This window comes from Bacillus sp. FSL M8-0350 (genome assembly GCF_038593345.1).
GTDB classification, from domain to species: domain Bacteria; phylum Bacillota; class Bacilli; order Bacillales; family Bacillaceae; genus Bacillus; species Bacillus safensis.
In genome coordinates this window covers 3,437,702-3,452,839 of the sequence record NZ_CP151985.1, presented here as the reverse complement: position 1 = coordinate 3,452,839, position 15,138 = coordinate 3,437,702, and the positions used below count along the sequence as shown (strand labels likewise).

Genomic DNA, 15,138 nt, shown 5'->3' with positions numbered 1-15,138 from the left:
CTTTGGGTCACAGTTCAAAAACTACAGAATTTTTAGGGTTAACGTTCAACTTATCCAATGTTCTCATGATTACGATTGCTAGTATCATCGTTCTTCTCATAGCGGTGCTGACTACTCGTGTTCTGTCTATTCGTCCGACTAAGGCGCAGAACTTCATGGAATGGATCGTTGATTTTGTTCGAAATATCATAGGTAGTTCGATGGACATGAAAACAGGAGCCCCATTTCTAGCGCTTGGCGTTACATTACTCATGTACATATTTGTTTCAAACATGCTTGGACTGCCGTTCTCGATTACGGTCGATCACAACTTGTGGTGGAAATCACCAACTGCTGATCCTGCAATCACAATGACACTAGCAATTATGGTCATGGGACTTACACACTTCTACGGTGTCAAGGCAAAAGGAGTCAAGGAATATACGAAAGACTTCTTCAAGCCAATCCCATATTTAGTGCCGCTGAAAATCATTGAAGAATTTGCAAACACGCTAACACTTGGTTTGCGTCTTTACGGAAATATTTTCGCTGGAGAGATTCTTCTTGGGTTACTTGCAGGACTTGCGACCAATTTCTACACGCAAAACATTGCGCTTGGTATCGTTGGTACATTAGGTGCCATCGTGCCGATGATTGTATGGCAGGCATTCAGTTTGTTTGTCGGAACAATCCAGGCATTTATCTTCACCATGCTGACAATGGTGTACATTTCCCATAAAGTCAGCGACGAACACTAAAAAATTGAGAGTCCAAAAAGGACGTTATTTTAAAGGAGGAGCTTTTTAATGAATTTAATAGCAGCAGCAATTGCAATCGGTTTAGGAGCACTAGGAGCAGGTATTGGTAACGGTCTAATCGTATCTAAAACAGTTGAAGGAATCGCTCGTCAGCCAGAAGCTGGTAGAGAACTAAGAACACTTATGTTCATCGGGGTCGCTTTAGTTGAGGCACTTCCAATTATCGCTGTCGTTATCGCATTCTTGGCATTCTTTGGTTAATATGTGAGAAGCGTTCTAATATGAATTTTAATGGCGAAGATCAGATTAGTTCGAAACTTCGCCATTCCTTTATGTTTTGTTTCTTAACATATTATTTAAAGAAGGGAGTTGCCGTACTAAATGTCTCAGTTACCAGTGGTTTTAGGAGCAGGGGGCTTAAGCTTCAACGCCGGTGATATGTTATTCCAGCTTATCGCTATGCTCATCTTGCTTGCACTTTTAAAGAAATTTGCGCTTAAACCTTTATTAGGTATTATGAAGCAGCGTGAAGATTATATAGGAAATGAAATCTCAAGTGCTGAAGAAAAGCACGTTCAAGCTGAAAAGCTTCTTGAAGAACAACGTGTCTTATTGAAAGAAGCACGCGAAGAATCACATACACTCATCGAAAATGCGAAAAAGATTGGTGAGAAACAAAAAGAAGAGATCATTCAAGCAGCACGTCAAGAATCAGAGCGCTTGAAAGAGTCTGCTAGAACTGAAATCGTGAAAGAAAAAGAACAAGCTGTGGCTGCACTGCGTGAGCAGGTTGCATCACTATCTGTGCTGATTGCATCTAAAGTGATTGAAAAAGAACTTGATGAGCAGGCACAAGAGAAATTGATTCAAGAGTACCTTAAAGAGGCAGGCGAAAGCCGATGAGCGTAACTATTGTCTCTAAGCGTTACGCTTCTGCTCTTTTTGACATCGTTCTTGCTTCTTCGGCAGTAGACGAAACTGAAAAAGAGCTGAATGAGATCAAAAAAGTTCTAAAGGCTGATCAAGAACTCAATGACTTCCTTGTTCATCCAAAGATTACTGCAGACAAAAAGAAACAGTTGATTGCAGAAGCTTTCAAAGGTGTTTCTACTTATGTATTGCACACAATGTATTTACTGATTGACCGCGGACGCACGAATATTTTCTCTGAAATGACGTCGGAGTTTGTGAAACTTGCAAACCGCACGAAACAAATAGACGATGCGGTCGTGTATTCAGTGAAACCGCTGAGCGGTGCTGAAATTCAATCTTTATCTGAAGTATTTGCCAAAAAAGCCGGAGTCACATCACTGCGTGTTGAAAATGTGATTGACAAGGATCTAATAGGCGGAGTGAAAATCCGTATCGGAAACCGCATTTATGACGGCAGTGTCAGCGGAAAGCTTTCCCGCATTGAACGTCAGCTTGCAGGCGAAAATCGTTAGAAGGGGTGAAACCTTAGTGAGTATCAAAGCTGAAGAGATTAGCGCGCTGATAAAGCAGCAAATCCAAAACTATCAATCAGAAATTGAAGTAAAAGATGTCGGTACAGTCATTCAAGTAGGGGACGGTATCGCGCGTGTACATGGCCTTGACAACATTATGGCAGGAGAGCTGGTTGAGTTCTCTAACGGTGTAATGGGTATGGCTCAAAACCTTGAGGAGTCTAACGTAGGTATCGTTATTTTAGGACCTTACAAAGATATCCGCGAAGGTGACGACGTAAAACGTACAGGTCGTATCATGGAGGTTCCAGTAGGTGAAGAGTTAATCGGACGTATTGTGAACCCGCTTGGTCAGCCTGTTGATGGACTAGGTCCAATCTTAACAAGCAAAACACGTCCAATCGAAAGTGAAGCACCGGGCGTTATGGATCGTAAATCTGTACATGAGCCGCTTCAAACAGGAATTAAAGCAATTGATGCCTTGATTCCAATCGGCCGCGGACAGCGTGAATTGATCATTGGTGACCGTCAAACAGGTAAAACATCTGTTGCAATCGATACGATTCTAAACCAAAAAGATCAAGACATGATCTGTATTTATGTAGCGATCGGACAAAAAGAATCAACGGTTCGTGGTGTTGTTGAAACACTTCGTAAGCATGGTGCGCTTGACTACACAATCGTTGTCACAGCTTCTGCATCACAGCCAGCTCCACTTCTTTACCTTGCTCCTTATGCAGGTGTAACGATGGGTGAGGAATTCATGTATAACGGCAAGCACGTACTTGTTGTCTATGATGACCTTTCTAAACAAGCGGCAGCTTACCGTGAGCTTTCATTATTGCTTCGTCGTCCTCCAGGTCGTGAGGCATTCCCTGGTGATGTTTTCTATCTTCACTCTCGTTTATTAGAACGTGCAGCGAAGCTTAGTGACGCAAAGGGTGGCGGTTCTATCACAGCATTGCCTTTCGTAGAAACGCAGGCTGGCGATATCTCTGCATATATCCCAACAAACGTTATTTCAATCACAGATGGACAGATCTTCTTACAATCTGACCTCTTCTTCTCAGGCGTACGTCCAGCAGTAAACGCAGGATTGTCTGTATCCCGTGTAGGTGGTTCTGCACAAATCAAAGCGATGAAAAAGGTAGCAGGTACACTTCGTCTGGATCTTGCTTCTTATCGTGAGCTTGAAGCATTCGCTCAATTTGGATCTGATCTAGACCAAGCCACTCAAGCGAAATTAAACCGTGGTGCAAGAACAGTTGAAGTCTTAAAACAAGACTTGAACAAACCGCTTAAAGTTGAAAAACAAGTAGCGATTCTTTACGCACTAACAAGAGGATACTTAGACGATGTTGCCATTGCTGATGTTAAACGTTTTGAAGCTGAGTTATTCTTGTATATTGAAGAAAACCATAAAGGCTTGTTTGACACAATCTCTCAAACAGGAAATATGCCTGCTGATGAAGAGTGGAAGACAGCAATCGAAGGCTTTAAACGTACGTTTGCACCAAGCAACTAATTAGTAATCTTTCCGAGAGAAAAAGATTCTCTTTTTCTCTCTTTTCACGTAAATGAACACGGATTCCTGAAAAAAGGTGGTGAAATCTTTGGCCTCATTACGCGATATAAAGTCAAGGATCACGTCAACGAAAAAATCGAGTCAGATCACAAAAGCGATGCAAATGGTATCAGCTGCGAAACTGAATCGTGCTGAAAACAATGCGAAGTCTTTTGTTCCTTACATGGAGAAAATCCAGGAAGTGGTTGCTGCAATCGCAACTGGAACAAGTGCTAAGCACCCAATGCTTCTTTCAAGACCTGTCAAGAAAACAGGGTATCTCGTCATTACATCTGATCGAGGGCTTGCAGGACCTTTTAACAGCTCGATTTTGCGTGCCGCTTACCAAACCATTCAATCTCGTCATCAATCCGCTGATGAATATGCGGTGATTGTCATTGGTAAAATCGGACGCGACTTCTTCAAAAAGCGTGGTATTCCAGTTATTTCTGAAGTAACAGGGCTTGGAGACGAAGTAGCGTTTGCTGATATTAAAGAATTAGCAAGCAGTACAGTTCAAATGTTCTCTGATGAAGCGTTTGACGAACTTTATATGTTCTACAACCACTTTGTCAGTGCGATTTCACAAGAAGTAACAGAGAAGAAATTATTGCCGCTAACGGACCTTTCGGCCGCAGCGACACCAAATAAACGTTCCGCATCTTATGAGTTTGAGCCTTCTGAAGAAGAAATTCTTGAAGTTCTCCTTCCTCAATATGCAGAGAGTTTGATTTTCGGTGCGCTTCTTGACAGCAAAGCAAGTGAACATGCTGCAAGAATGACAGCAATGAAGAGTGCAACAGACAACGCAAAAGAATTGATCGACAGCCTGACACTCTCTTACAACCGTGCTCGTCAAGCAGCGATTACACAAGAGATTACAGAAATTGTCGGCGGAGCAGCTGCCTTAGAATAGAAATAATTGTCAGGAGGGAATGCAATGAAAACAGGACGCATCAGTCAGATCATGGGACCAGTCGTAGACGTTCGTTTTGAAGACGGTCACTTGCCTGAGATTTATAATGCGATCAAAGTTTCGCATAAAGCGGAAAGCGAAAGTGAAGTTGATATCGACTTAACTTTAGAAGTAGCACTACATTTAGGTGACGATACAGTGAGAACCATCGCAATGGCATCAACAGACGGTGTGAAGCGCGGTATGGAAGCTGTAGACCTTGGAAAACCAATTTCAGTACCAGTTGGTAACGTAACACTTGGACGTGTATTCAACGTACTGGGAGATAACATTGACTTAGATGAGCCACTTGGTGTGGAAGCTCAAAGAGATCCAATCCACAGACAAGCGCCTTCTTTTGATCAACTTTCTACAGAAGTTGAAATTCTTGAAACAGGTATCAAAGTTGTTGACCTGCTTGCTCCTTACATCAAAGGTGGAAAGATCGGTCTATTCGGTGGAGCTGGTGTAGGTAAAACCGTTCTGATTCAAGAATTGATCAACAACATCGCACAAGAACACGGCGGTATTTCTGTATTCGCTGGTGTTGGAGAGCGTACACGTGAAGGAAACGACCTTTACTACGAAATGAAAGATTCTGGCGTTATCGAAAAAACAGCCATGGTCTTCGGTCAAATGAACGAGCCGCCAGGTGCACGTATGCGTGTTGCCCTAACTGGTTTGACAATGGCAGAGCATTTCCGTGATGAACAAGGTCAAGACGTATTGTTCTTCATCGATAATATCTATCGCTTTACACAAGCAGGTTCTGAAGTATCAGCCCTTCTTGGACGTATGCCTTCAGCGGTAGGTTATCAGCCGACACTAGCAACAGAGATGGGTCAGCTGCAAGAGCGTATCACGTCTACAAACGTAGGATCGGTTACATCGATTCAAGCGATCTATGTACCTGCAGATGACTATACAGATCCAGCTCCTGCAACGACGTTCGCTCACCTTGATGCAACGACAAACCTTGAGCGTAAGCTGACTGAAATGGGTATTTACCCAGCGGTTGATCCTCTTGCTTCAACATCTCGTGCACTTGCACCTGAGATCGTTGGTGAAGAGCATTATGCGATTGCGCGTGAAGTGCAGCAAACATTGCAGCGTTATAAAGAGCTTCAAGATATTATTGCCATTTTAGGTATGGATGAATTATCTGAGGACGATAAGCTTGTGGTACACAGAGCGCGTCGTATTCAATTCTTCCTATCTCAAAACTTCCACGTAGCAGAGCAGTTCACTGGCCAAAAGGGTTCTTATGTGCCATTGAAAGAAACTGTTAAAGGCTTCAAGGAAATCTTGTCTGGTAAATACGATCACCTTCCAGAAGATGCATTCCGCTTAGTTGGACGCATTGAAGAAGTGATTGAAAAAGCCAAAGAGATGGGTGTAGAGGCCTAATCTGGTCCTTAGGAGGGTAAAAGCATGAAGACCGTTCAAGTCAATATCGTTACTCCCGACGGCCCAGTGTATCAAGCGGATGTGGAAATGGTCAGTGTAAGAGCAGAAAGCGGTGAGCTTGGTATTTTAGCTGGCCACGTTCCAATGGTTGCTCCGCTAAAAATCGGTGCAGTTCGCTTAAAACATAGTGGATCAACTGAATTGGTTGCAGTAAGTGGCGGATTTGTTGAAGTCCGCCCTGAACAAGTAACGATTCTTGCTCAGGCCGCTGAAACATCAGATAAAGTTGATGTCGATCGTGCTAAATCAGCGAAGCAGCGTGCTGAAGAGCATTTGAACCACCCGAATGAAAGTGATGTACGCCGGGCGGAACTCGCATTAAAACGGGCGTTAAACCGTTTAAATGTAGCAGGGAAATAAAACAGAAAATCCTTCTTATCACTGTGATAAGAAGGATTTTTTTTAGGATGACATGAGAGATTGATACATCGACACATAAGGATGAGATGCTTGCTTTTCTAGATATAAGTGCTCGCAAAATTGCGTACTGCAATGCCATGTTTTATTATTTCTGCGTAAGCCAAGCGTATATTTGTGCGGAGAATCCATATAAGGCCGCACCACCCAGTCAGCATCTGAATGATGACGGATGACAACCTCTCCTATATACACACTCATCATCGCTTCTAATGCATCTATCGGCATTTTCCACTCAGCGAACAGCTGCTTGGTCAATGCATCAAAGTATAGTGATTCTAACTGATACAAGCTTTCCTCAGAGTAATCCAAAGAAATGTTATGAAAATGACACAATTGTGCTAATTCTTCTAGCTGTGTCTGTCTATAATCAAAGTAGAAAGCAATGGCCTCCCATTCATGATCAAATGAGGGAACCAATTCTCCGTACAAATCAACAAAGTCAGGAAAAGAATCTTTCAATGTGTTCAGCTCCTTCCACACGCAGTATATCATCTCCTTGGCATCAGGATAAGAGGGGATTCACACTAAATGTAGCTCTTTTTTCCAAATGATTCATCTTTCCGATTTTCGAGGATATAATGAAAGGGAGTTTTCCTTTACAGAAATAAATAAAAGGAGGATTCAACTGTATGGAAGACGTAGGACAACAAGCAATCGTGGGCATTGTGATCCACCTATTTTTTATCGCGGTTACATGGTGGGCACTGCTTGCTGTAAATATTGATCCACTCATTAAAAAAGGGAAAATCGTTCAAGCAAGGCTGCTGATGATGCTCATTACCATTGCTATCGCATCTGCAGTCAGCAATTTCTTCCTTGATTACTTAAATTTCTCAAGACAAATTCCTTATATGTTCTAACATAAAAGGTTTGGTCACGGCCTTCTGCGGGAACGTAAAAAGAAGGGTCAAAAGGCTCGCCTTTTGTTGACTTTTCCACGTATGCATTGACCTCCTTGCGGCAACACTTGTAGCAAGGGGGAATGACAAGTGAGAAAGTATTTGAAAGGTTGGCCATTATTTGCGTTTATTCTTTTTTTTGTTCTGATGATTCAAGGTGTTCGTGCGGAAGAATCTTCCCCGCTCGCTCAAATAGCAGAAGGTCTAAAAAACCAGCAAATTGAAGTCGATGGATGGACCCTTCATGCCAAGACAAATGTAGATATTTCATCCGAACAATTTTCAAAAAAAGTGAAACGTTTGAAAGGCGAACTACGACAGTATGAGTGGACCGAAAAAAAAGAACAACATGTCACCAAAGTCACAGGAATTTACAAAGATGAAAAAAATGATACAGAATCGAAAATTTTACTCGTGAAGACCGACACAAAATCCAATCAAAAGTCGTATTTATTATATGAGCAAAAAGGTGCTCGCCCACTGAATACCTGGGAGCATACATATGATCAGTTCGTACGTCATGCAAAAAGCATATTACAAGAGAAAATTGTAATTTTTACTTGTCTCGATGGTCATGTAAATGGTATGATGGATGTTGTTTTGCAAAAAAAAGCTGAAATGTTAGCAAATGAATTTCAAGCAAAACCAGTTGAGTATCTCGTTGAGTCTAATTTTGTGTCGCTTTCCGCTTACACAGATAAGTGGGAACAGTTCATTATGACTTCAAATGATAAAATGAATGTTCAAATTGCCATCAGAAGTTCGGAAATGAACGAAAATCATACGATTACGGTTGGCACACCAATCGTAACGACTGAATATTAATATAGAGAATTTGGGACGCGGAGGGGAAGACCTTGGAAAAAATCATCGTCCGCGGCGGTCAAAAGTTAAACGGCACAGTTAAAGTAGAAGGCGCAAAAAATGCCGTTTTACCAGTTATCGCTGCATCTTTGTTAGCAAGTACAGAAAAAAGCGTAATTTGTGATGTACCTACGCTCTCCGATGTATATACAATCAATGAAGTGTTACGTCATTTAGGAGCAGAAGTACATTTTGAAAATAACGAAGTATCAGTTGATGCATCTCATGCACTAGAAACTGAGGCTCCGTTTGAGTATGTCCGTAAAATGCGAGCATCCGTGCTTGTCATGGGACCACTTTTAGCAAGAACAGGTCATGCAAGAGTTGCATTACCTGGAGGCTGTGCGATTGGTTCAAGACCAATTGATCAGCATTTAAAAGGCTTTGAAGCAATGGGAGCTAAAATTCAAGTAGGTAATGGTTTCATCGAGGCTGAAGTAAAAGGCCGTTTAAAAGGTGCAAAAATCTATTTGGATTTCCCAAGTGTAGGGGCAACTGAAAACATCATCATGGCAGCAGCATTAGCTGAAGGAACAACGATTTTAGAAAACGTAGCAAAAGAACCTGAAATTGTTGATTTAGCAAACTACATCAATGCCATGGGCGGTAAGGTTCGCGGTGCTGGTACTGGTACAATCAAAATCGAAGGTGTGGAAACACTTCACGGTGCAAAACACAACATCATCCCTGACAGAATTGAAGCAGGTACTTTCATGGTGGCAGCAGCCATTACAGAAGGAAATGTTCTTGTAAAAGGCGCAGTGCCAGAGCACATGACATCACTTGTGGCAAAAATGGAAGAAATGGGTATTCAGATCATTGAAGAAGAAGAAGGTTTAAGAGTCATTGGACCATCTGAGCTCAAGCCAATCGATCTAAAAACAATGCCGCATCCTGGGTTCCCAACGGATATGCAATCTCAGATGATGGCGCTATTGCTTCGTGCGAACGGAACAAGCATGATCACAGAAACGGTGTTTGAAAACCGCTTTATGCATGCTGAAGAATTCCGCCGCATGAATGGCGATATTAAAATTGAGGGTCGCTCTGTCATTATCAATGGGCCGGTTCAACTTCAAGGTGCTGAAGTGGCAGCGACTGATTTAAGAGCAGGAGCAGCACTTGTACTTGCTGGATTAGTGGCAGAAGGTCATACACGTGTCACTGAGTTGAAGCATATTGACCGTGGTTATGTGAACTTCCACCAAAAGCTTGCAGCAATCGGTGCAGATATTGAAAGAGTAAACGATGAATCAGCAGATGTGACACAAGAACAAGTTGTATCAGATCTGAACGCTTAATCATGAAAGAAATCAGTGTGTCCATTGGGGCATGCTGATTTTTTTTTAGAATCATAGAATGCCTCATTTCACGAAGCTTATCATTAGTGTATCCAACCATCTTAAATTTTATTCATACAGACGAACAGTAAAATCCATCGAAGAACAGCCTCATATCTTCATAAAAGACTTGTCCACTAAATGAAAGAAGCTGTCATATTAGCTTGTCCCTGCCCATAAGATAAAAGAGATTCAATGACAAATGGGGGCAGCCAAATATGAAACCAATGATATGGACAATCGCAGGAATATGCATCATCATTTTAATGATTCCAACATTACTTGTGTTGCCGACGTTCCAAGGAAAGCCGGAGACCAGCCAGCACGTAGCAGCAGAACCATCAGTTAAAAAAGAAGTCAAGGGTTCAGTCAAATTGAAGCAATCACCCGTCGCTATCCCCGTCTATCGCTCAGCTCATCAGCAGGTAGAAAACATCCCCTTAGAAGAGTATGTGATCGGTGTCGTCGCATCTGAAATGCCAGCTGATTTTGAAATGGAAGCACTCAAGGCACAGGCGCTCGCAGCAAGAACGTATATCGTCAGACAAATGATCAGTGATAAGACTGTCAAATCACCTAAGGGCTCTCTTGTAGATGATACCCAAATGTTCCAAGTTTACAAAAACAAACAGGAACTCAAGAAAATTTGGGGGAAAGCGTACAATTGGAAATTAAAAAAGGTCACGGAAGCTGTCGCCAGCACACAAGGAAAAGTGCTGACTTATGACGAGAAACCAATTGATGCTTCATTCTTTTCAACAAGTAACGGAAAAACGGAAAATGCCGAAGCCTATTGGAAAAACGAAATCCCTTATTTGAAAAGTGTCTCAAGTAAATGGGACGAAAAATCGCCAAAATTTCAAAATAAGAAAACCATCTCGGTCAGTGAATTTCAGCAAAAATTAGGTGTGACGCTCACTCAGCAGGCTCAGGTCGGACAGATTGTAGAACGGACACCAGGAAATCAGGTAGCGAAAGCCGTGATCAACGGTAAAACAATGTCAGGCCGAGACATTCGAGAATCACTAGGCCTTCATTCAGCGGACTTCACATGGGAACGCCAGGGCCAGCAGATTGTCATTACAACAAAAGGATATGGTCATGGTGTAGGCATGAGTCAATATGGTGCGCATTATATGGCGCAGGCAGGCAAAAAAGTAGATGCCATCGTGAAGCATTATTATAAAGGAATTCAAATCGAATCAGCCGATCGTTTTCTCAACACGTATATGGCTAAAAAATAAAGCAAAGGTGCCTCAGAAATGAGGCATTTTTTTGTGTGTTCAAAGAGATTTGAACAGAATGTGTCAAATCGCGACTTAAGACGCAGACCAGGAAATCTTAAACATTTATGTCCTGACAAGAACTGATGGCTGATACAAAGTCCCTCGAAAGACAGAGAAAACGAGAGAATAATGGGTGTGTTAGGTGAAAATATCTAGACATCTGACAGAATTTTAGTGATTTTGATGAAAGAGAAAAAGGGACCGAGTCCTATACCATTCCAAGACAGAATAATTTACGATTAAGATGTTTCAATCAAATACATAAGGAGGAAGGAAAATTATGTTGAAAAAAGTAATCTCACTCGTAACCTTAGCTGTATTGACATTATCTATGTCAATCTCTTCACCAGTATTTGCAGAAGCATCTACAGTCAAAAAACATAATAAAGATGTAAGAGTGACAATCTTACTTGATGCAAGCGGAAGCATGGCAAGAAAAGTAGAGGGAGAGCGCAAATTTGATCTCGCTAAACAAGAGGTATTTAAATTTGCTCAGTCACTTCCAAAAGACGCTAAAATTCGTATGAGCTTGTTTGGTTCTGAAGGAAACAACAAAAATTCAGGTAAAGCTCAATCATGTGAAGTCATTAGAGGCGTTTACGGCGTACAGCCTTATGAAAAGGACAGCTTCGAAAACTCTTTAAACGGACTTGGGCCAACTGGCTGGACACCGATTGCACGTGCACTTGAAAATGCAAAGCAAGCGGATGAGCAGCTTACTGCAGGAACAAAGCATATTGTGTACTTAATCACTGATGGTGAGGAAACTTGTGGCGGAGATCCAGTAAAAGTAGCAAAAGAATTGCATAACTCAAAAGGATCAACTGTTGTAAATGTGATCGGATTAGACTTTAACGATGGCTATGAAGGTCAATTGAAGCAAGTAGCCAAAGCTGGTAAAGGCCATTACTACCAAGCAAGCACTGGTAAAGAAATGGGTTCTATCTTTTCAGCAGAATCATTAAAACTACACGAATAACTTGCTGAACAAAAGGGAAACGATTGATTCATGCTTTCGTTTCTCTTTTTCTGTACAAAAGTAAAAAAGGGAGGTTTTTATTGATGAAAAAAAACATCGTATTAACCATTTTGGCTAGTCTTGTCCTGCTTCTTTCTTCACCAGCTCATGCTGTAACAAAACAGGAGCCGCCTGCGCATGTGGTGATATTACTCGATTTAAGCGGGAGCATGGCACAATCAGTTGAAGGTGAAAAGAAAATTGAAATCGCCAAACGGTCTATTCAAAGCTTTGCAAGCATTTTATCAGAAGATACACAAGTTCTGCTTCGTGTGTTTGGTCATGAAGGAACCAATAAAAATGCAGGGAAAGCTGTTTCTTGTTCAAGTTCTGAAGCTGTTTACGGATTTGGATCATATGAGCCATCAACCTTTCAGCAAGCACTGAATGTGTATAAGCCAACTGGCTGGACACCACTTGCAAAAGCATTAACGGATACGAAACAAGATTTTGAAGATCACCAAGCTGAAGGGAAAAATATTGTCTATGTTGTCAGTGATGGTGAAGAAACTTGTGGTGGAAGCCCTTCACAAGCAGCAAAGGAATTACATGAAGACGGAATAGATACAATCGTCAATATCATTGGCTTCGATGTGAATGAAAAGGAAGCAAAAAGTCTTAAATCTGTTGCAAAAGCGGGTGGAGGACAATATCAACCGGCTGCAAATGCCGAAGAATTGAACCATATTCTTCAACAGGAAGCGAGCGCTTTTGGTCGGTAGAGAGTGAATGGCAGCTGGGGAAAACAACCCCAGCTGTTTTTAAGTTGACGATTAATTCAAAGTCGTTTCTAATTCATCAATTCGTTTCTCCACATAATGCTGATCCTTTCTTGCATGGAAGGTTTCGGCTTTTTCTAATATGGCAGCCGTATTATACTCGGGAATCTGTGAGTAGCTCTCATACACACCTTTAGGAATTAAAACGTTCCCTTCCGGCCAATAAACTGCGATATTGCCGCGTCTCAACTCTCCGAATTGAGCCACTCCTTGATAGGATCCATATTGATTAAAGAGAACAACTGGATCACCTTCTTGGACGTAAAGCTCTTTTGCATCTTCTTCATTCATTAGGATAGAATGACGTTTTCCACCATTAAAGGCATCCTTTTCACTGTAGATCATGGAGTTGAATTGCTTTCCTCTTCTTGTCGTGATATTGAAATGTCCTTCGGTTTTTCGATATTGAGGCAGCTGGGCAGGAAGAAGATGTCCCTTGCCGTCTGGTGTTGGACACACGCCATCTTCACAAAGCCATGCGCCTCCCCATTGAAAAACGTCTCCCTTGTGACGTAAATGCTGGATGCCATCATAATTTCGGTTGGCGACCGCAATCTCACGACGAATGTCTTCAGCTGTTTCAAAATGTATCAGCTCGGCATCTTCTGGCCGGACTCTTTTCGCAAGATCAACATAAATGTCCCATTCCGCTCTGGCTTCCTCAATACGAGGTCCTTCAATTTCTGGACTGAAATATACCATGCGTTCCGTACTGGTTGATGTGCCGCCGCCTGGTTGTTCATACCTTGTCATAGCAGGCAGCACAATCACCGCCTCTTCAGCGTCTACCAGCGTAGAGGTATTCAAAATGATATCTTGGTGAACACGGAGTTCAAGTTCAGATAATGCTTTTTCGATCGCTTCCGGATTTGGCATCGTTTCTAAAAAGTTTCCGCCACTCGTAAACAGCATTTTGAGTTTTTGTGGATGGTCTTTTGGGAGAGCCATCTTCTCAAAGGATTGCCCAATGGTGTCACCATGCCATTTAGGAATGTCAAACCCCCATATACGTTCGATTCTTTCAATATTCTCGTCATCAAAATCACTACCCGGCAAAACGAATGGATCAGCACCCATTTCACCAGAACCTTGGACGCCGCTATGCCCCCGAATTGGCATGACACCACAATGTTTTCTGCCGATAAATCCGCGCAGCATGGCAAGGTTGGCAACCTGTGATATATTATCAGTTGCAAAGCGGTGCTGAGTAAGACCCATACTCCAAATAAAAACGCCTGAATTAGCATTGGCAAGCAGTGTTGCAAATTCCTTCATTCTTCCTTTTGATAAACCTGATGATGCTTCTAGGTCTTCCCACTTCAATTGTGCGACATGCTGCTTTAAATCCTGTATGCCTGTTGTATGTTTTTGAATAAATTCGTGATCAAGAGCCGAATGGGGAGCATGCTGCTCCATGTCAAACCAATGCTTGATGACGCCGTTCATAAACGCAATATCTCCGCCTATATTGACTTGGTAAAAATCATCTGCAATTTTTGTACCGAATAAAGCACTCTCTGGAATAGAAGGAACCCAATACTTTTCCATAGCAGGCTCTTTATACGGATTGATGACGATAATTTTTGTTCCCTTCTTTTTAGCAGCGTACATATATTTAGTGGAAACAGGCTGATTGTTTGCTGCGACAGATCCCCAAAAGATTAATACATCCGTTCCAATCCAATCACTGTAATTACAGCTGGAAGCACCGATGCCAAGGGACCGTTTAAGAGCGGTTTTACTTGGTGAATGGCAAATGCGAGAAGCATTATCAATATGATTCGTCCCTATAAATCGAGCAGCCTTTGCAGCCGTATAATAAACTTCATTTGTAATTCCTCTGGCGGTTAAATAGAAAGCAAGCTGCCGTTTATCAATTGATTGGATTTTAGCTGCGATTTGATCTAGTGCATCATCCCAAGAAATACGTGTAAAGGCATTGTCACCTTTTTTTCGGATCAATGGATAAGGAATCCGCCCAAGCTTGCGAAGAGAGGTGCTATCCATTTGCTTTAGCTGATGAATATCTACAAACCATTTTGGATCAATAGCTGGCATTGTGTTAAGACGAAGCACATTTAGTCTTGTGGTGCATATATGAGGTCCTGCGAGCGTTTGATCATACAGTCCTGAGACGCCAAGGGCACAGCCGTCACAAACACCCTGCGTTAAAATACGGTACGCGTAGGGAAGGTTATCTTTGTTCTCCCATGCCACTTTCATCGTATCTCGAATGTGTTTCGGTTTCACTTTGCCAAGCCCCATTGGTACAAAAGACGCCCATAGCTTTGGTGAGGGTTTTTTATTTAGTTTAACAGGCCCCTTATGTTTTGTTTTCCCCATGAGATCATCACCCTCCTAATA

The 15,138-nt window shown here is 42.0% G+C and carries 16 protein-coding genes; 14 read left to right on the top strand and 2 right to left on the bottom strand.

Going from position 1 to position 15,138, the window contains the following annotated elements:
* Positions 1 to 2 precede the first annotated feature (2 nt).
* From atpB to NSS80_RS17955, 8 genes are all read left to right on the top strand, one after another.
* A complete protein-coding gene (gene atpB / locus NSS80_RS17990; protein WP_024423730.1) occupies positions 3 to 737 on the top strand; it encodes a F0F1 ATP synthase subunit A in 735 nt (244 codons plus the stop codon).
* A 48-nt stretch (positions 738 to 785) separates the two neighbouring features.
* A complete protein-coding gene (gene atpE, locus NSS80_RS17985; protein WP_003214968.1) occupies positions 786 to 998 on the top strand; it encodes a F0F1 ATP synthase subunit C in 213 nt (70 codons plus the stop codon).
* Positions 999 to 1,118: 120 nt separating this feature from the next.
* Positions 1,119 to 1,640, top strand: coding sequence for a F0F1 ATP synthase subunit B (atpF, locus tag NSS80_RS17980; protein ID WP_034281220.1), 522 nt, complete (start codon positions 1,119 to 1,121; stop codon positions 1,638 to 1,640).
* Positions 1,637 to 2,182 (top strand): F0F1 ATP synthase subunit delta, encoded by a 546-nt coding sequence (locus NSS80_RS17975; protein WP_024426340.1) that lies wholly within the window; start codon positions 1,637 to 1,639, stop codon positions 2,180 to 2,182. The genes atpF and NSS80_RS17975 overlap by 4 nt, the downstream gene beginning before the upstream one ends.
* 16 nt (positions 2,183 to 2,198) lie before the next feature.
* The gene (atpA, locus tag NSS80_RS17970) at positions 2,199 to 3,707 is read left to right on the top strand and encodes a F0F1 ATP synthase subunit alpha (RefSeq protein WP_034281219.1); all 1,509 of its coding nucleotides are present in this window, start codon (positions 2,199 to 2,201) and stop codon (positions 3,705 to 3,707) included.
* An 88-nt stretch (positions 3,708 to 3,795) separates the two neighbouring features.
* On the top strand, positions 3,796 to 4,662 hold the full coding sequence (locus tag NSS80_RS17965; protein ID WP_024423727.1) for a F0F1 ATP synthase subunit gamma: 867 nt from the start codon (positions 3,796 to 3,798) through the stop codon (positions 4,660 to 4,662).
* A gap of 24 nt (positions 4,663 to 4,686) precedes the next feature.
* The gene (gene atpD / locus NSS80_RS17960) at positions 4,687 to 6,108 is read left to right on the top strand and encodes a F0F1 ATP synthase subunit beta (RefSeq protein WP_024423726.1); all 1,422 of its coding nucleotides are present in this window, start codon (positions 4,687 to 4,689) and stop codon (positions 6,106 to 6,108) included.
* Between the two features lie 24 nt (positions 6,109 to 6,132).
* Positions 6,133 to 6,528, top strand: a complete 396-nt coding sequence (locus NSS80_RS17955) for a F0F1 ATP synthase subunit epsilon (protein WP_003214592.1) — start codon at positions 6,133 to 6,135, stop codon at positions 6,526 to 6,528.
* A 42-nt stretch (positions 6,529 to 6,570) separates the two neighbouring features.
* Here NSS80_RS17955 and NSS80_RS17950 read toward each other — a convergent pair whose 3' ends face one another.
* The gene (locus NSS80_RS17950; RefSeq protein ID WP_024426339.1) at positions 6,571 to 7,047 is read right to left on the bottom strand and encodes a hypothetical protein; all 477 of its coding nucleotides are present in this window, start codon (positions 7,045 to 7,047) and stop codon (positions 6,571 to 6,573) included.
* A gap of 170 nt (positions 7,048 to 7,217) precedes the next feature.
* On the opposite strand from NSS80_RS17950, the gene NSS80_RS17945 reads away from it, so the two are divergent.
* The 6 genes from NSS80_RS17945 (at position 7,218) to NSS80_RS17920 (ending at position 12,717) form a co-directional block, all read left to right on the top strand.
* Positions 7,218 to 7,448, top strand: coding sequence for a DUF1146 family protein (locus NSS80_RS17945; RefSeq protein WP_024423724.1), 231 nt, complete (start codon positions 7,218 to 7,220; stop codon positions 7,446 to 7,448).
* 129 nt (positions 7,449 to 7,577) lie between these two features.
* The gene (locus NSS80_RS17940) at positions 7,578 to 8,312 is read left to right on the top strand and encodes a YwmB family TATA-box binding protein (protein ID WP_317221786.1); all 735 of its coding nucleotides are present in this window, start codon (positions 7,578 to 7,580) and stop codon (positions 8,310 to 8,312) included.
* 32 nt (positions 8,313 to 8,344) lie between these two features.
* On the top strand, positions 8,345 to 9,652 hold the full coding sequence (murA, locus tag NSS80_RS17935) for a UDP-N-acetylglucosamine 1-carboxyvinyltransferase (protein WP_024423722.1): 1,308 nt from the start codon (positions 8,345 to 8,347) through the stop codon (positions 9,650 to 9,652).
* Positions 9,653 to 9,909: 257 nt separating this feature from the next.
* On the top strand, positions 9,910 to 10,935 hold the full coding sequence (spoIID, locus tag NSS80_RS17930) for a stage II sporulation protein D (protein WP_317221787.1): 1,026 nt from the start codon (positions 9,910 to 9,912) through the stop codon (positions 10,933 to 10,935).
* A gap of 322 nt (positions 10,936 to 11,257) precedes the next feature.
* On the top strand, positions 11,258 to 11,956 hold the full coding sequence (locus tag NSS80_RS17925) for a VWA domain-containing protein (RefSeq protein WP_046312978.1): 699 nt from the start codon (positions 11,258 to 11,260) through the stop codon (positions 11,954 to 11,956).
* Between the two features lie 83 nt (positions 11,957 to 12,039).
* Entirely contained in the window at positions 12,040 to 12,717 is a 678-nt protein-coding gene (locus NSS80_RS17920) for a VWA domain-containing protein (protein ID WP_034281216.1), read from the top strand.
* A gap of 51 nt (positions 12,718 to 12,768) precedes the next feature.
* Here NSS80_RS17920 and NSS80_RS17915 read toward each other — a convergent pair whose 3' ends face one another.
* Entirely contained in the window at positions 12,769 to 15,117 is a 2,349-nt protein-coding gene (locus NSS80_RS17915; RefSeq protein ID WP_317221788.1) for an FdhF/YdeP family oxidoreductase, read from the bottom strand.
* Positions 15,118 to 15,138 lie beyond the last annotated feature (21 nt).

Bases quoted from the DNA above. Each gene is read 5' to 3' on its own strand.
- atpE (WP_003214968.1), top strand. From the start codon at position 786: ATGAATTTAATAGCAGCAGCAATTGCAATCGGTTTAGGAGCACTAGGA.
- atpF (WP_034281220.1), top strand. From the start codon at position 1,119: ATGTCTCAGTTACCAGTGGTTTTAGGAGCAGGGGGCTTAAGCTTCAAC.
- NSS80_RS17975 (WP_024426340.1), top strand. From the start codon at position 1,637: ATGAGCGTAACTATTGTCTCTAAGCGTTACGCTTCTGCTCTTTTTGAC.
- atpD (WP_024423726.1), top strand. From the start codon at position 4,687: ATGAAAACAGGACGCATCAGTCAGATCATGGGACCAGTCGTAGACGTT.
- NSS80_RS17955 (WP_003214592.1), top strand. From the start codon at position 6,133: ATGAAGACCGTTCAAGTCAATATCGTTACTCCCGACGGCCCAGTGTAT.
- NSS80_RS17945 (WP_024423724.1), top strand. From the start codon at position 7,218: ATGGAAGACGTAGGACAACAAGCAATCGTGGGCATTGTGATCCACCTA.
- spoIID (WP_317221787.1), top strand. From the start codon at position 9,910: ATGAAACCAATGATATGGACAATCGCAGGAATATGCATCATCATTTTA.
- NSS80_RS17925 (WP_046312978.1), top strand. From the start codon at position 11,258: ATGTTGAAAAAAGTAATCTCACTCGTAACCTTAGCTGTATTGACATTA.
- NSS80_RS17920 (WP_034281216.1), top strand. From the start codon at position 12,040: ATGAAAAAAAACATCGTATTAACCATTTTGGCTAGTCTTGTCCTGCTT.
- NSS80_RS17915 (WP_317221788.1), bottom strand. From the start codon at position 15,117: ATGGGGAAAACAAAACATAAGGGGCCTGTTAAACTAAATAAAAAACCC.